The organism is Maribacter sp. 6B07 (assembly GCF_002700155.1).
In the GTDB taxonomy this organism is placed as follows: Bacteria; Bacteroidota; Bacteroidia; order Flavobacteriales; family Flavobacteriaceae; genus Maribacter; species Maribacter dokdonensis.
The window spans coordinates 55,250-71,626 of the sequence record NZ_PDUT01000005.1; the positions used below are offsets into that span (position 1 = coordinate 55,250).

A 16,377-nucleotide genomic window follows, 5' to 3' on the forward strand; every position below is an offset into this window, starting at 1 on the left:
CAAACTATAAATTAAACAACTTTTAAATATGGCTACAGAAAAAGGACTAACCTTTGATGTTTTAATAGAAATTCCGAAAGGAAGTAGAAACAAGTATGAATACGATTTTGATCTACATAAAATTCGTTTTGATCGTATGTTGTTTTCTTCAATGATGTACCCAGGGGATTACGGATTTATTCCAGAAACCTTGGCTTTGGACAAAGATCCATTAGATGTTTTGGTAATGGGTACGGAACCTGTTTATCCAATGACGGTAATGGAAGTAAAACCTATAGGTGTTTTCCATATGACAGATGAAAAAGGACCGGATGAAAAAATAATCTGTGTACCGGTTTCTGATCCAATATGGAGTAACAATAATGATATCAGTGACCTAAACCCGCATAGATTAAAGGAAATTGAGCATTTCTTTCAAGTCTACAAAGATTTAGAGGAGAAAAAAGTAGATACCGGTGGGTGGAGCAACGCGGAGAAAGCCGTTGAAATTTACCACGAATGTGTAGAAAGATATGATAAGAGCGAGCACAAGGCAAAGCGAACTTTTATGATATAAATAATATTTCACTTCATTTAAGCCACTTTTCATAAAGAAAAGTGGCTTTTTTTATTCTATTCTAATTTACTACATTAGTCAGATAAATTTCTAACAACTAACAACAGATTAAATGGAGTCAACAATGATTTACATGCCAATTCTTATGGCAGTACTAGGCCTAATTTACATGGGTATTAAAAGATCTTGGGTATTGAAACAACATGCCGGAGATGGAAAAATGAAAGAAATATCAGATTATATCTATGAAGGGGCTTTGGCTTTCTTAAGTGCAGAATATAAACTTTTATCAATTTTTGTGGTTATAGTGAGTGTTTTACTTGCAATTGTTTCTTTTGTTGTCCCAACAACACATTGGCTAATTGTAATCTCCTTTGTATTTGGAGCTATATTTTCTGCATATGCAGGTAATATTGGAATGAAAATAGCAACAAAGACCAATGTGCGGACTACACAGGCGGCACGTACTAGTTTGCCAAATGCATTAAAAATTTCTTTTGGCGGTGGTACGGTTATGGGACTTGGTGTAGCCGGCTTGGCCGTATTGGGACTTACCATATTCTTTATTGCCTTTTTTCAGTTTTTTATGGGGGGCGTTTGGACATCTACTATGGATATGACCATAGTGCTGGAAACTCTTGCAGGTTTTTCCTTAGGAGCAGAATCAATTGCATTGTTTGCTCGTGTAGGCGGTGGTATTTATACGAAAGCTGCTGATGTTGGTGCAGATTTGGTAGGTAAGGTAGAAGCGGGTATTCCTGAAGATGACCCTAGGAACCCGGCCACTATTGCTGATAACGTGGGTGATAACGTTGGTGATGTTGCCGGTATGGGAGCTGATCTGTTCGGGTCTTACGTGGCAACGGTACTGGCTGCAATGGTTTTGGGTAATTATGTAATTAAAGATATGGGCGGTAGCATTTCTGATGCTTTTGGCGGAATTGGACCAATTCTGTTGCCAATGGCAATTGCGGGTGCTGGAATTATCATATCCATAATTGGTACTATGCTCGTTAAAATAAAAGATAATGAGGCGAAAGAAGCTCAGGTAATGGGTGCTTTGAACATTGGTAATTGGACATCTATTGTTTTAGTTGCCATTTCTTGTTTTGCCTTAGTAACATGGATGTTGCCCGAAACCATGAAAATGGAATTTTTTGGTGAGGGGTTAATTGAGATTTCATCTATGCGCGTATTCTATGCCACCTTGGTAGGGTTGGTGGTAGGTGCCGTAATTTCTTCGGTCACCGAATATTATACGGGGTTGGGTAAATCCCCAGTTTTAAAAATAGTTCAACAGTCAAGTACAGGTGCCGGTACAAACATTATTGCAGGTTTGGCAACGGGTATGATCTCTACTTTTCCATCTGTTCTTTTGTTTGCTGGTGCAATATGGGCATCATATGCCTTTGCGGGGTTTTACGGTGTTGCCTTGGCGGCATCTGCAATGATGGCGACAACTGCTATGCAGTTGGCTATTGACGCTTTTGGACCAATATCTGATAATGCAGGGGGTATTGCCGAGATGAGTGAGCAAGAACCAATTGTGAGGGAAAGAACCGATATTTTAGATTCTGTAGGAAATACCACTGCCGCAACCGGTAAAGGTTTTGCCATTGCATCCGCAGCGTTAACTTCTTTGGCATTATTTGCTGCTTACGTTACGTTTACCGGAATTGATGGCATCAACATTTTCAAAGCTCCGGTTTTGGCAATGTTGTTCGTTGGTGGTATGGTACCGGTAGTATTCTCTGCTTTGGCGATGAATGCCGTGGGTAAGGCCGCTATGGAAATGGTACATGAGGTTAGAAGGCAGTTTAAGGATATACCTGGTATTATGGAAGGTACGGGTAAGCCGGAATATGATAAATGTGTGGCAATTTCTACTCAGGCTTCTTTAAAAGAAATGATGTTGCCGGGTCTGTTGACAATAGGTTTTCCATTGGTTATTGCTTTTGCTCCATTATTGTTCGGAATGAACAAATTGGCCATTGCGGAAATGTTGGGAGGCTACATGGCCGGTGTAACAGTTTCCGGAGTGTTATGGGCAATTTTTCAGAACAATGCTGGTGGTGCCTGGGACAATGCTAAGAAGTCTTTTGAAGCCGGTGTTGAAATTAATGGGGAAATGACCTATAAAGGTTCAGAAGCTCATAAGGCAGCTGTAACTGGTGATACTGTCGGTGATCCATTTAAAGATACTTCTGGACCGTCAATGAATATCTTGATTAAATTAACCTGTTTGATCGGCTTGGTCATTGCGCCAATCTTAGGCGGACATACAGAAGATGGAGTTGCTATGGTGAACAATACAAAAGAAGTGACAATAGAAATGAATGTTGAAAGTGAACAATTGGTAGAGGCCATTGTGACTTATGCTACAACTGTTGATGGGGAATTGGTTACGGAAGAAGTTGTTTACAACGGAACTAAGAGCGAAGTCGAAGAAAAGCTGAAGGCATTTGAAAAGGATACCATTGAAAAGAAGGGTACGGCAACCGAAATAACTATTGAAAAAGTGGAGATCAATAAACAATAATTCCCCGCTTTATATATAAAACCATCAGCTAGGCTGATGGTTTTTTGTTTTTAAACTATTCTAGTTTAAATGTAATTGGTATGGCAAATGAAACCTTTACGGCAGAGCCTCTTTGTTTACCTGGTGTCATTTTAGGTAGTTTAGATAAAATTCTTACGGCTTCTTTTTCTAGTACATCGTGCGGACCTCTTTTTTGAATAGCGCCGATGGTACCATCGTTGTTAATCATGAACTGAGTATTTACTCTACCTTGAATTCCCATTTCTTGAGCTAGCTCTGGGTAGCGGAAGTTTTTACGAATGTGTTTTTTCATCATTTCATTGAAGCAGGCGCGTTTGTCTTCTGAACTTTCACAACCAGGAAATATAGGAACCTCTTCAATAGTTGTCCAAATTACTTTTACTTCTTCTGGTTCTTCAATAACTTCAAAATCAGAGGGGTCTACAATTTCCGTGTCGGTGTCAACTTCACTTGCAATAACCTCAGTTTCGATTATGGGTTCATCATCTTCTATGATCTCTATTTCAATAGGTAAGACCTTTGGTTTTGGTGGTGGGGTTGCCTTTAACTCAATAATAGTAGCTTCTTCAATAATGGAATCATCAACCTTGTTCTGGGCTACATCTATTTGATTGATGGGGTCAAAGGATTTCCATTCCAAGGCGGTGTATACCATGGCTAGTACTAACAATAGTCCAATCACGAAGAATGTTCCGCTTTTTTTGTTTAGATCTTTTTGTGGATTCTTTTTTGGTCTCATAATCTTACATTTTTTTTGACTTGTGTGAACAAGACAGGTTATTTTTCCTTTTACTTGTTTAAAAGTATAGCATAGGTGTTGCCGCTAAAATGAGCAATGAGCTAACCCTTGTTTTGAATGAGTGAACGGTCTAAAAAAAATATATTCAAAAGTTTAATGGCTTTGATTGACTGGTATTTTGATAATTCTTGAAATAAATATTTTAAAGGTTGTTGAAAGACCGTAATTTTAACGCCATGGGTATTTTTAAGAAAGATAAACTTCAGATCATCAACTTTCAGTCGTATGGGAGTGCTACTCGTTTATACGTTAGGGGTAGGGCAATTGAAGATGAAAATATCGATTTGGATCAAAAAGGGATTTTCAATTTAATGAAGAATACCTGGAAACGTTTTGAGACCGATGAAATTAAAAATGCACCAATAAAGATTACTTTTTCAAATGGCAACACGGTGCAAGGTGTTACTGATAATGATGGGTATTATTTAATTGATGAGAATATTGAAGGACTGCAAAATTTGGCAAATGAAGAAGGTTGGGTCAAATTTGAGTTGTCATTTAGTAATACCAAATTAAAAAGGGAGATTCTTTTACAGAATAGGTTTCCTGGAGAAATGCTAATACCTAGTGCTAATGCAAAATTTGGGGTAATCAGTGATATAGATGATACCATTTTACATACAGGTGTAGTATCTTCTTTAAAATGGAAGGTTATTATAAATACCATGTTCAAAAGGGCTACAAAACGTTCTCAATTGGAAGGAGCTTCGGATTTTTATACAAAATTGCATTTAGGCAAATCTGGCGATGAAGCCAACCCTATTTTTTACGTAAGCCATAGCCCATGGAACTTATACAGGTATTTGGAACTCTTTTTAAAGACTAACAATTTCCCTAAAGGTCCGGTTCTTTTACGAAGTATGGCAAGTTTTAAAATGCGAAAGAAGAGTGATGAAAAACCGCAAAAACAAAAGGAAATCAGCAATTTGCTCATGTCTTATCCCAATTTGCCATTTATTTTAATTGGTGATAGTGGTGAAAAAGATGGTGATATCTATCAAGAAATATCAACTCTATTTCCGGGCAGGATAAAAGCTATTTATTTGCGTAGCGTAAATCATTCCAAACGTATGGCACGAATAGAAAATCTCTTTGCGGATTTTAAGGATATTCCATTTTTAATGGTCAATAAAACCGAGGAAGCTATACAGCACGCCAAGAAAAACGGATTTATATAAGGTTTAATTCTTTATATTCTTGATCGGGATCCATCTGGCGTCATCAAAATCATTTAGAGCATTGATCAATTGAAAGCTTTTAAAATGTTGTAAATCGGCCGTTGTAATTTTTTTTTCCGTTATTTTATTTTCATCTAATAACCTAGCTCTACAAGTGCCTTCAAGTAAAGGGGTAGAAGGGGTTACAATATGTTCGCCATCGGTAAGTAGAATGTTAGCGTAAGAGGCATCGGTAATAAATCCGTTCTTAACGATCAAAACATCATCACATTGGTCACGTAGCTTAAAAAGGTTGTTCAATTTTTTACGATTGTTTCTTTTAACGGTGTATGAAATAGTATCATCATTAACCAATTGTAGAGAGGTGGCTATGCTATTTTTATATTCGGAAATAGAGAAACGGGTACCGTGCTGTTTATAGCCAATACGTAACTTGTATTTTAATGTATTGTCTAAGTTGGTAAGGTGAATACCATCAAATAAAGAATAGGTAGGGTGGGTTTTATATTGTTGCATGTAAGAAGCTCTAAATCTAGCTTCGTGGTATTGTTCGTTTTTAATTTCACTATTTTCTATACAAACAGATTCAAATAATGGGTACATATATTTTTTCTAAAAGTTCGTGATATTCTTCTTCCATCTCGCTGAGGTGGGTTATACCGCCACCACTTTTGTAGAAAAGCGTATCGTTAATTTTTTCAATAAACCGAATGCTAACTGCACTGTCTATTTGTTGTCCATCAAAAACACCAAAAATACCTGTGTAAAAACCACGTGGTGCAATTTCTGCCTTTGAGATAATTTCCAAAGTTTTCTTTTTAGGAGCCCCACTAATTGATCCTGCGGGTAATGTTTTTAATAGTAATGTAGCAAATTCGTCTTTCCAGTGTTTAGGAAGCTCTCCCTGTATTTCCGTGCTGGTCTGTAGTAATTCTTGATCTCCTTTTTTAATTTTATCTACATACCTAAATTTATTTACCCTAACCTTTTTTGCGATCATAGAAAGATCGTTTCTAATTAGATCAACAATGGTGTTGTGCTCGTACAGTTCTTTTTTATTGGATAACAACAACTCTTTGGCATTGGGAACATTGCTGTTGATCGTACCTTTCATTGGATAAGAGAATATGTTGTCCTCCTTTATTTTAAGATAACACTCAGGTGAAAAAACAACAAATTTATCTTTATATAAAAGCTTATATGGCGCATGCGCTTTTTGGTAAATCTCCTTTAATTCTAACGGGGTGTCAAGCGCCGTTGGAAAGGTAAGGTTTAATAAAAAGCTATTACCTGTTTTTAACTCATGTTTTACTGTTGAAAAAGCCTCATTGTAAATTTCTTCTGAAACCAATGTTGGTTTCAGGTCAAAATTTAATTTTTCTAAAGATGAAGATGCTAGATTCCCATCATTACCGTTACCTTTTATATTGAAAAAGATATTTTCGTTAGCAGCTTCTTCAAACGTAAAAACCTGTTTCGTTGTTTTGTCAAAATCTATGATAAATAAAAAGGGAACTCCATCTTGAAGAAAGCGGGTAACTTTATGTTCAAAATTTTCCAATGGTTTCGGGCTTTGCAAAAATGAACCTAAAATAGACCGTTGATTTGAGCGTCAATTTTATTGAGAATACTTCCTAAATCTTCAGGATTGTCCACAAAATCCAAATCATCTACATCAATGATCAATAAATTGCCTTTGTTATAGCCATGTATCCAAGCTTCGTAACGTTCGTTCAACCTGCTCAAATAGTCAATGGAAATGGTATTTTCATATTCCCTGCCTCTCTTATGAATTTGTTTCACCAAATTAGGTATAGAGCTGCGTAGGTAAATTAGAAGGTCTGGTGGATCTACCAGGCTTTCCATTAGATCGAATAAACTAGAGTAATTTTGAAAATCCCTATTGGTCATAAGGCCCATAGCGTGTAAGTTGGGCGCAAAAATATGTGCATCCTCGTAAATGGTCCTATCCTGTATAATTTCTTTACCGCTTTCCTTGATCTGTAAAATTTGGCGGTATCTACTATTTAAAAAGTAAATCTGGAGGTTAAAGCTCCAACGTTCCATCTGATTGTAAAAATCATCTAAATAAGGGTTCTCTACTACATCTTCAAAATGAGCTTCCCAATTATAATGTTTTGCAAGTAATCTGGTTAGGGTCGTTTTTCCTGCACCGATATTTCCGGCAACTGCTATGTGCATAGAATTAAATTGATTAATGGTTGTGTTCTTGTTCCCAAGAAGAATTCGATGGTACAAGATACAAGATAACAACAGGAAGTAAAAACATATTTGTTGTATGGCATAAAAAAAATGAAAGGAACGTAATTATTAACATACTTCAATTAAACCAAAAGCCAAAATTGGTGTCATACAAGCATTCTAATACGTACACATGAAGATATATAAGTGGTTTTTGAGTTTTATAATCCTTTGTATGGGCATAAACTTGCATGCACAGGATTTTCAAGGAAAAGCGGTATACCAGAGTAAAACTCAGGTAAATTTTGATTTTGGAAACCGAAATATACCAGAGGACCGAAAAAAGGAGATGACGGAGCGTATTAAAAAGGCAAACGAGAAAACCTTTATACTCAGCTTTGATAAAACAGCATCTATTTATAAAGAAGAGGAGAAGTTAGAGCAACCTGGAGAAAGAGGTGGTGGTCGTGGACCGCGGTTTGGAGCTATGGCCGGTACAGATGGCGATTTATATAAAAATATAAAAGAGCAAAGGTATTTGATAAAGAACGAGCTTTTGGGTAAGATTTTCTTGATCGATGATGAGTTGGAGACCTTGGAATGGAAAATGGGTAGCGAGTCTAGAAAAATAGGAAATTATACGGCGTTCAAGGCAACGGCAACAAAGACTATAAAAAGACCCAATATGAGTGCCATTTTTAGAAGACCTGGTAGAGGCGGGCAAGATAATGAAGAGAAGGAGAAAGAAGCTGAATTTACCATTAAAGAAGTAGAGGTCGTTGCGTGGTATACTCCCGAAATTCCTATAAATCAAGGTCCTGGTCTGTATTGGGGTTTGCCGGGGTTAATATTGGCGGTGAACGATGATATCACCACAATTGTGTGTTCGGAGATTACAATGAATCCTTCTGAGAAAATGGAAATAAAAGCACCTAGCAAAGGAAAAAAGGTCAGCCAGGCAGAGTATGATGAAATTTCTCAAGAAAAGATGAAAGAAATGCGAGAGAATTTCAGGAATAGAGGTGGTCGTGGTGGCGGTAGGCCAAACTAATAAAAGTGCTTTTTAATTCATTTCAATTTATACCTATTACATGAGAAACAAAGTGCTTTTAACACTATTGCTAGTGGTGACGTCTGCTGTTGCCTTGGCCCAAGAAATTTCATTGTCCGGTACGGTTAAGGACAGTTTAGGGGTTGGTGTAGATATGGCCAACGTCATTGCGATCAATACGGCTACACAAGGTTTGGAGTCTTACGGTATAACCAACCATGCAGGGCTATTTAAATTGAAGTTGAAAACTGGTGAGCAATACACGGTTAAAGTGAGTTATCTTGGTTTTAAACCGGAGTCGTTTACTTTTACCGCTGGGGAGAATGATGCGGTTAAGGATATTGTTTTGCAAGAGCAGGCGGCACAATTAGATGAGGTAGATGTTACTTATGAAATGCCGGTTTCGGTAAAAGGAGATACTATTGTATATGATACGGATGCCTTTGTATCCGGTACCGAAAAAAAATTAAAAGATGTACTTGAGAACCTTCCCGGTATAGAGATTAACGATGACGGGCAAATTGAGGTAGAGGGTAAAACCGTGAGCAAGGTCATGGTAGAGGGCAAAGACTTTTTTGATGGCGATAGTAAATTGGCGGTAGAAAATATTCCAGCTAATGCTTTGAGTAAGGTAGAGGTGTTACGTAATTTTAATGAGGTTTCACAAATGAAGGGACTCACCAATGACGATGATAATGTAGCCTTGAATATTAAACTAAAAGAGGGGAAGAAGAATTTTTGGTTTGGGGAGTTAACTGCCGGTTATGGTCCAAATGATAGGTATTTGGCCCACCCGAAATTGTTTTATTACAGTCCTAAATACAGTATCAATATTATCACTGACCTTAACAATATTGGTGAAGTACCTTTTACCCGTAATGATTATAGGAATTTTACCGGAGGATTCAGAAATCTAAATTCAAGAGGAGGTAGTTCTATTTCTACAGGGGCAGATGGCTTAGGGCTTTCATCTGCCCAGAATAATAGGGCAAATGATATTGATACAAAATTTGCCGCCGCAAATTTTAGCTATGCACCCATGGAGGGGTTAGATTTAAGTGGCTTCGGCATTTATTCGTATACCGGTACCATTTTAAAATCAGAAGGAGTTACATCTTACATAGCCAGTAATGATGTGGAAAGTACTACCTCAAATACAGATCAAACAATACATTTGGGTCTGGCTAAATTGAGTGCCAAATATCAGCCAAATGATAGTTTTCAGTTAGATTATGACGCATTATTAAAACAATCTGATGATACTGAGGAAGTAAACGTACTGTCCATTTCATCTATAACTGATGAGATCGCAGAGGTGAAGAAACAAAAACCGTTATCGGTAAATCAAAATCTGAACATTTACTATACTTTGAGCGATAAGAATATTTTTGCTGTAGAGGCGCAATATTTGTATCAAGATGAAGATCCATTTTATGAAGCAATTAGAAATGAGTTTGCCTTTGTAGATATTTTTCCGGTAGATGAGAACCAAGAGTTGTATAACATTAATCAGGCAAAACAAGTAGTCACCAATAAGGTAGACGCAAAAGTGGATTATTACAGGGTTCTGGGTAGCAAAAGCAATATTAATTTGACTTTGGGTACCACACAGAGCAATCAAAACTTTAATTCGAACATATTTCAGATTTTAGATAATGAAGATGTTTTAAATATGAATGGCGATGATTTTGGTAATGACGTTGCCTTTCATGTTTCAGATGTTTATGCCGGCTTGCACTATAAAGTTATTTCTGGAATTTTCACGTTTAATCCGGGTGTTACCTTACACCAGTTTAATGTAAAAAATGAGCAATTGGGTAGTGTGGTCAAGGATAATTTAACGTCATTGTTGCCAGATGTATATATAAACGCCCAGCTTAAAAAGTCAGAAAACTTACGATTTAATTATCAAGTAACCCGTTCATTTACAGATGTAAGCAATTTTGCTCAGGGTTATGTGTTGAACAACTATAATTCCCTGTACAGTGGTAACCGGGATCTGGAAAGTGCGTTGAACCATAATGTGTCGTTGAATTTTTTCAGTTTCAACATGTTCAACTTCACCAATATTTTTGCCAACGTGGCATACACTAAACGAATAGATGCCTTAAAAAGCGGGGTGAACATAGTTGGTATCAACAGGGTCAGTAGTACCATTAACTCTAATTTCGATGATGAATCTTTTACGGCAAACGGAAAATATGAGCGTACTTTTGGTAAGATAAAAGCATCGGTACAAGGCAATTTAGGTTGGTCTACCACCAATAACCTTGTTGACGATGAGCAGCGAACCTCAAATTCTTTGACACAGAATTATACGGGCGCGCTTTCTACGAATTTTAAAAATGCCCCTAACTTGGAGTTGGGGTATAGGTACACCGTAAACAATTATGAAAATGGTGATTTGGAAACTACCTTTTATACCAGTAGGCCCTATGCCCGTTTTGATGCCAGTTTTTTAAAGAACTTTATTTTTACCGTAGACTATGATTATTATAATTATACGGATAAGGAAGATACCATAACCAATACCTATAGTTTTTTAGAGTCTAATTTAACCTATCAAAAGAAAGATAGCCGTTGGGAATATGGCATTAAGGGAACCAATTTATTGAATACCAATACATTGAATAGGGATAGTACCAATGAACTTTACTTTAGTACACAGGCGTATTTTGTACAGCCTAGGTATGTGCTATTTTCTGTAAAATATGATATATAACATTTGATGATTCTAGCAGGATAAAGAGCCTTAATTTTAATTGGGTCAATAAATAACATCATATTAAGATAAGGAACAGAACATTTTTTCTATTTTTGCATCTGAATTAAAAAAAGAGGAGGGATTTGACTGATTGCAACCTCTGTTTTAGCCTTAGGGTATAAAGCGAAAAAAATGCTAAAGCAGTTGATGTAGATACCTATCGCATCATACTTCTTTTCGGCATTCATACAAATCCCTCCATAGAATAAAAAGTTTGTTATGCCATATTTATTTACATCAGAATCTGTTAGTGAAGGCCATCCGGATAAAGTTGCGGATCAGATCAGTGACGCCTTATTAGATCATTTTCTTGCTTTTGACCCAGAAAGTAAAGTTGCTTGTGAGACCTTGGTAACTACCGGCCAGGTAGTTTTAGCGGGAGAGGTAAAAAGTGATACCTATTTAGATGTACAGAACATTGCCCGTGAAGTCATTAATAAAATAGGATATACCAAGGGTGAATACCAGTTTAGCGGAGACTCTTGTGGAGTTATTTCGTTGATTCATGAGCAGTCTCAAGACATTAACCAAGGTGTAGACCGTGGAGCAAAGGAAGAGCAAGGGGCTGGTGATCAAGGTATGATGTTTGGCTATGCAACCAGTGAGACCGAAAATTACATGCCTTTGGCGTTAGATATTTCACACAAGATTTTGCATACCTTGGCAGAACTGCGTAGAGAGGGTAAAGAGATTTCATATTTAAGACCAGATGCTAAAGCGCAGGTTACTTTAGAATATTCAGATGCCAATGAGCCACAGCGTATAGATACTATCGTGGTCTCCACACAGCATGATGCTTTTGATGCCGATGATGAAAAGATGCTGGCAAAGATCAAATCTGATATAATATCAATTCTTATTCCAAGGGTGAAGGCACAATTACCGGTAGAGACCCAAAAATTGTTCGATGATCAGATCAAATATCATATTAACCCTACAGGTAAATTCGTAATTGGTGGACCACATGGTGATACAGGATTAACAGGGCGTAAAATTATTGTTGATACTTACGGTGGTAAAGGAGCTCACGGTGGTGGTGCTTTTAGCGGTAAAGATCCAAGTAAAGTAGACCGTAGTGCGGCATATGCGGCACGTCATGCGGCAAAAAATTTGGTAGCTGCAGGTGTAGCGGATGAAATTTTGGTACAAGTGAGCTATGCGATCGGTGTTGTTGAACCCACATCTATTTATGTAGATACCTACGGTACTTCTAAAGTTGGGTTAATTGATGGTGCTATTGCGAGAAAGGTGGCTAAGTTGTTTGATATGAGACCTTTTGCCATTGAAGAAAGATTGAAGTTGAGAAATCCTATTTATTTGGAAACGGCCGCTTACGGTCATATGGGTAAACAACCAAGAACTATTACCAAGGTTTTTGAATCGCCATATAACGGTCGTATTGAAAAAGAAGTGGAATTGTTCACTTGGGAAAAATTAGACAAAGTAGCAGAGATAAAATCTGCGTTTAGCATATAGATATAAAGTGAAACCGTTTTGCACGGTTAGTACTTACACATCTAATGAATATAAAATGCCTCGTATTTTACGGGGCATTTTTTTGTGCACTGATTTATGGAACGATTGTAAAAACATCACGAGTATTTCCGCTGCTTTTAAAAATTGTTTTTATAGTTGTTTTTGGTGCTCAATAATTCATACAAGCCAATTAACACCTCTTCACAACAAGATTATATAGTTTTACCACAAAATCTATTTTGTAGGAAAAGTATTACATATATTTATATAGTAATTATTGGTGAATCCCCAAGTTTTGCCAAGTTATAAGATAAAGAATATGTTAGTACTGTAAAATAAATTATCCATGTAAATACCGGTTGAAGTCCCAAATGTCTGCTTGTATTCCGCATTGTTAAAAAGAGTCTTTGTCTTTAAAAAACCTATAAAATATAAACTTAACCTACGAATGCCATGCTTAAAATGCCCAGATTTCTATTAGCGCTTTTCATTGGTATATGCCTGCAATCGTGTGCAAAAGATACAGACCTTATTTCTGAATTTGTAGTTTTAGATACCTCAAAATACGAATATCGTTCCGTAGAAATGAATCCGGAATTTAAAATTGAAAAATCTATAGAAAATTTAGAAACAGTTGTATTAATTCCTTTTTCTAATTAAATTTAGATCCAACTAAACACTATTTTAATGAAAGACCAACTACTAAAAGAGACCACCATTGAAGAATATAAAAGCGATTTTTTCACCGGCATTGTTATGCTAATGAGAAAGTTGTTTATGATTTAAATGCTTTTGCTTTTCTCAATTTCCTGTGAGAGAAGTACAGTGCCTATCCACCTATCAAAACTTTATTTTAATTTTTCGTTCCCCGTAAATGTAATATTGCGGTCCTACTCGTCTTGCCTTGTTCTCATTTAAAAATGATTGACAGACAGCTAAAGTTAAATTAGCAATTTTCGGTTCAATTTTATTCCGTACAGTAGTAAACTTTCTTAGTTTTAAGATTTCAAACCTTTAAGACATGTCAAAGTTTACCATCAAACAGTTTTTTACGTTCATTTTACTAGCTACAGTTCTTATTTCCTGTAGAAAAACAACACAAAAAGTAGCCGATGCCGAGGTTTCTGATACCTACGTAGAGGATAACTACACAAAAAAGGAAGTGGATATTGCCATGCGAGACGGTGTTACGTTACATACCACTATTTATTCGCCAAAAGATACTTCAAAAGAGTACCCAATTATAATGCAAAGAACCCCGTATAGTTCTCAGCCTTACGGAGCGGGTAATTTTAAAACAAAGATCGCGCCCAACATTCATATGATGCAAGATGGCTATATAGTGGTCTATCAAGATGTGCGCGGCCGTTGGTTAAGTGAAGGGCATTATGAAAATATGCGCGCCTATAATCCCAACAAAAAAACGGAGCAGGATATTGATGAAAGTTCAGATACTTATGATACTATTGAGTGGTTGGTCAATAATGTAGAGAATAATAACGGTAATGTAGGTATTTGGGGAATTTCGTATCCTGGCTTTTATTCTACCTATGCCGTGGTAGATGCGCATCCGGCATTAAAGGCAGCATCTCCACAGGCAAGTATTGCCGATTTCTTTTTTGATGATTTCCACCATAATGGCGCTTACTTATTGAGTTATTTTAGGGCTACTTCATTGTTTGGTACACCAAGACCAGATGGAGATAAACCTATAGATACGGCTTGGTATACATTGCCGGATTTACCTACTGAAGATCAATATCAATTCTTTTTAGATGAAGGACCGTTAAAGAACTTAGATCGATTTTTTGAATACGAAACAGCCGATACCCCACGTATGGCAAAGGAGGGTGTTACCGATGATTATTTTTGGAACGAACTTAAAGAGCATCCAAATTATGATGAAATGTGGCAAAGCAAGGGCTTGATCCAGCATTTAAAAGATGTAAAGCCAACAGTGGCTACCATGGTAGTTGCGGGCGAGTTTGATGCGGAAGATTTATACGGACCGTTAGAAACCTATAAGAATATAGAAAAGTACAATGCCGATAATTACAATACCTTGGTTTTTGGACCATGGGATCACGGCGGATGGGCACGTAGAAAAGGTCAGAATACCGTGGGCAACTATTATTTTGGCGATGGAATTTCTGAATTTTTCCAAGAACATATAGAAACCAAATTCTTTGATCATTTCTTAAAAGGTAATGGCGATAAGAATAGCGGTTTGCCAGAAGCCTATGTTTTTGATACCGGTAGAAAAGATTGGAAAACCTATGATACCTGGCCACCGGCAGGTGTCGTGAAAAAGGATATGTATTTATCTCCAGATCAAGAACTGACTTTTGAGCCAAAAGCAGTGGAAGAAGTAAAGTTTATCAGTGATATTAAAAAACCGGTTCCATATTCAGAAGATATTAAAACAGTATTTACACCAAGAAAATATATGACCGATGATCAGCGTTTTGCAGCTCGCCGTGGTGATGTGTTGGTGTTTGAAACTGACGTTATGCAAGAAGATTTGACCTTGGCGGGTGATATTTTGGCGAAGCTAAAAGTTGCTACTACGGGTACCGCTGCAGATTGGATCGTGAAAATCATTGACGTGCACCCAGCAGATGAACCTGCTTATGAAGGCATGCAAGATCACTTAAAAATGAGCAACTATCATTTAATGGTACGTAGCGAAGTATTGCGTGGTCGTTTTAGAAATAGTTTTGCCAACCCGGAACCGTTTGTGCCAAATGAAAAAACAGATGTAACCATTAAGTTGCAAGATGTATTCCATACCATTAAGAAAGGGCACAAATTACAGGTGCAAGTACAGAGTACTTGGTTTCCGTTAATAGATTTAAATCCGCAGACCTATGTAGATAATATATTTGAAGCTGATGAGTCGGATTTTAAAACCCAAACACATACGGTGTTTACGGATTCTAGTATAGAGTTTTCTGTTTTGGAGTAAGTACTTATAAATTATGGATGATTTTTTTAATCGAGAGGTAGGTCAAATAATTTTGTCAACGTACAAAAGAAGTGAAAAGATAAGAAAATCAGATGGTTATAGTTGCTTCAAAACAATTCATACAATTCGGAATTCATTTTTTATTTACAAACACAACTATATTGAATGGAAGAAAGCATTACATGAATATTACTCGAATGAAGATAATTCCATATCAGACTCAGTGAAAAGACATTATCGACAAAGGGTATTAATTGCTAAAATTCATAATTTACTTTCTAGTTCTACAACTTTTAATGAAATTCATAATGAAGGACAAATAGAAGATTCATTCCATTGTTTTATTAAAGAATTAAGAAATTTCACTATGCATAGGCAATATTTTCCATTGAGTAGTTATGATAAAAATACTGTATTAGAAAATATAAAGTACGAGTCATTTCAAACTGATGAATTTAGGAATTATCTCAGAAATTATATTGCCAAATACCCAAATAGGAAAGGTTTGAAAAGAGCTTTGGATTTTTTGGATAGTATTTTTGGTTCTATAAATTTGGAAGATTTATTAGAAAAGTATGATAAAAAGATGCACGGTTTATACAATAAAAAAATCAGAGAAGTAATAAGTAAAAATAAGGATTTGTTTTGGCAATTAATGAATGATACTGAACAGGTGCATTTAAGTTTGAAGAAAGTTAATAAGTTGCCCAAATATCCTTTGTCCTCACCTGAACTGAGATATTTAAAACTAATTCTAAATTGTCATGACGGTAAGTCGCCATAATTAACCCTATTTTTCTTAACAGTCAAAACCAGCAACTAACAA

Annotated in this window: 13 protein-coding genes; 9 read left to right on the forward strand and 4 right to left on the reverse strand. The window is 36.5% G+C overall.

Going from position 1 to position 16,377, the window contains the following annotated elements:
- Nucleotides 1-28 precede the first annotated feature (28 nt).
- Both CSC80_RS18650 and CSC80_RS18655 read left to right on the forward strand, forming a co-directional pair.
- On the forward strand, nucleotides 29-556 hold the full coding sequence (locus tag CSC80_RS18650) for an inorganic diphosphatase (RefSeq protein WP_058105296.1): 528 nt from the start codon (nucleotides 29-31) through the stop codon (nucleotides 554-556).
- A gap of 112 nt (nucleotides 557-668) precedes the next feature.
- On the forward strand, nucleotides 669-3,095 hold the full coding sequence (locus CSC80_RS18655) for a sodium-translocating pyrophosphatase (protein ID WP_099193443.1): 2,427 nt from the start codon (nucleotides 669-671) through the stop codon (nucleotides 3,093-3,095).
- Between the two features lie 55 nt (nucleotides 3,096-3,150).
- Here the strand turns inward: CSC80_RS18655 and CSC80_RS18660 are convergent, their stop codons facing one another.
- Nucleotides 3,151-3,855, reverse strand: a complete 705-nt coding sequence (locus CSC80_RS18660) for an energy transducer TonB (RefSeq protein ID WP_099193444.1) — start codon at nucleotides 3,853-3,855, stop codon at nucleotides 3,151-3,153.
- A gap of 212 nt (nucleotides 3,856-4,067) precedes the next feature.
- Here CSC80_RS18660 and CSC80_RS18665 point away from each other — a divergent pair, with 212 nt between their 5' ends.
- Nucleotides 4,068-5,093 carry a phosphatase domain-containing protein gene (locus CSC80_RS18665; protein ID WP_317038737.1) on the forward strand — a complete coding sequence of 342 codons (1,026 nt, stop codon included), beginning with the start codon at nucleotides 4,068-4,070 and terminating at the stop codon, nucleotides 5,091-5,093.
- A gap of 3 nt (nucleotides 5,094-5,096) precedes the next feature.
- Here the strand turns inward: CSC80_RS18665 and CSC80_RS18670 are convergent, their stop codons facing one another.
- From CSC80_RS18670 to CSC80_RS18680, 3 genes are read right to left on the reverse strand one after another with little or no spacing between them, the layout of a single operon-like run.
- A complete protein-coding gene (locus CSC80_RS18670; protein WP_099193445.1) occupies nucleotides 5,097-5,696 on the reverse strand; it encodes an aminotransferase class IV in 600 nt (199 codons plus the stop codon).
- Complete coding sequence (locus tag CSC80_RS18675) at nucleotides 5,680-6,654, reverse strand: aminodeoxychorismate synthase component I (protein WP_099193446.1); 975 nt, start codon at nucleotides 6,652-6,654, stop codon at nucleotides 5,680-5,682. Before CSC80_RS18675 ends, CSC80_RS18670 begins: the two co-directional genes overlap by 17 nt.
- Before the next feature lie 26 nt (nucleotides 6,655-6,680).
- Entirely contained in the window at nucleotides 6,681-7,295 is a 615-nt protein-coding gene (locus tag CSC80_RS18680) for a deoxynucleoside kinase (RefSeq protein WP_058105302.1), read from the reverse strand.
- A 193-nt stretch (nucleotides 7,296-7,488) separates the two neighbouring features.
- Here CSC80_RS18680 and CSC80_RS18685 point away from each other — a divergent pair, with 193 nt between their 5' ends.
- From CSC80_RS18685 to CSC80_RS18710, 6 genes are all read left to right on the forward strand, one after another.
- Nucleotides 7,489-8,346 carry a GLPGLI family protein gene (locus tag CSC80_RS18685; protein WP_099193447.1) on the forward strand — a complete coding sequence of 286 codons (858 nt, stop codon included), beginning with the start codon at nucleotides 7,489-7,491 and terminating at the stop codon, nucleotides 8,344-8,346.
- Between the two features lie 40 nt (nucleotides 8,347-8,386).
- Complete coding sequence (locus CSC80_RS18690) at nucleotides 8,387-11,068, forward strand: TonB-dependent receptor (protein ID WP_099193448.1); 2,682 nt, start codon at nucleotides 8,387-8,389, stop codon at nucleotides 11,066-11,068.
- A 261-nt stretch (nucleotides 11,069-11,329) separates the two neighbouring features.
- A complete protein-coding gene (gene metK, locus CSC80_RS18695; protein ID WP_099193449.1) occupies nucleotides 11,330-12,586 on the forward strand; it encodes a methionine adenosyltransferase in 1,257 nt (418 codons plus the stop codon).
- 462 nt (nucleotides 12,587-13,048) lie between these two features.
- A complete protein-coding gene (locus CSC80_RS18700) occupies nucleotides 13,049-13,246 on the forward strand; it encodes a hypothetical protein (protein ID WP_099193450.1) in 198 nt (65 codons plus the stop codon).
- A gap of 361 nt (nucleotides 13,247-13,607) precedes the next feature.
- Complete coding sequence (locus tag CSC80_RS18705) at nucleotides 13,608-15,551, forward strand: CocE/NonD family hydrolase (RefSeq protein WP_180268641.1); 1,944 nt, start codon at nucleotides 13,608-13,610, stop codon at nucleotides 15,549-15,551.
- Nucleotides 15,552-15,564: 13 nt separating this feature from the next.
- Nucleotides 15,565-16,335: a hypothetical protein gene (locus tag CSC80_RS18710; protein ID WP_099193451.1), complete on the forward strand. Its 771-nt coding sequence runs from the start codon at nucleotides 15,565-15,567 to the stop codon at nucleotides 16,333-16,335.
- The last annotated feature ends 42 nt before the right edge of the window (nucleotides 16,336-16,377 follow it).

Bases quoted from the DNA above. Each gene is read 5' to 3' on its own strand.
- CSC80_RS18650 (WP_058105296.1), top strand. From the start codon at position 29: ATGGCTACAGAAAAAGGACTAACCTTTGATGTTTTAATAGAAATTCCG.
- CSC80_RS18655 (WP_099193443.1), top strand. From the start codon at position 669: ATGGAGTCAACAATGATTTACATGCCAATTCTTATGGCAGTACTAGGC.
- CSC80_RS18660 (WP_099193444.1), bottom strand. From the start codon at position 3,855: ATGAGACCAAAAAAGAATCCACAAAAAGATCTAAACAAAAAAAGCGGA.
- CSC80_RS18670 (WP_099193445.1), bottom strand. From the start codon at position 5,696: ATGTACCCATTATTTGAATCTGTTTGTATAGAAAATAGTGAAATTAAA.
- CSC80_RS18680 (WP_058105302.1), bottom strand. From the start codon at position 7,295: ATGCACATAGCAGTTGCCGGAAATATCGGTGCAGGAAAAACGACCCTA.
- CSC80_RS18685 (WP_099193447.1), top strand. From the start codon at position 7,489: ATGAAGATATATAAGTGGTTTTTGAGTTTTATAATCCTTTGTATGGGC.
- CSC80_RS18690 (WP_099193448.1), top strand. From the start codon at position 8,387: ATGAGAAACAAAGTGCTTTTAACACTATTGCTAGTGGTGACGTCTGCT.
- metK (WP_099193449.1), top strand. From the start codon at position 11,330: ATGCCATATTTATTTACATCAGAATCTGTTAGTGAAGGCCATCCGGAT.
- CSC80_RS18700 (WP_099193450.1), top strand. From the start codon at position 13,049: ATGCCCAGATTTCTATTAGCGCTTTTCATTGGTATATGCCTGCAATCG.
- CSC80_RS18705 (WP_180268641.1), top strand. From the start codon at position 13,608: ATGTCAAAGTTTACCATCAAACAGTTTTTTACGTTCATTTTACTAGCT.
- CSC80_RS18710 (WP_099193451.1), top strand. From the start codon at position 15,565: ATGGATGATTTTTTTAATCGAGAGGTAGGTCAAATAATTTTGTCAACG.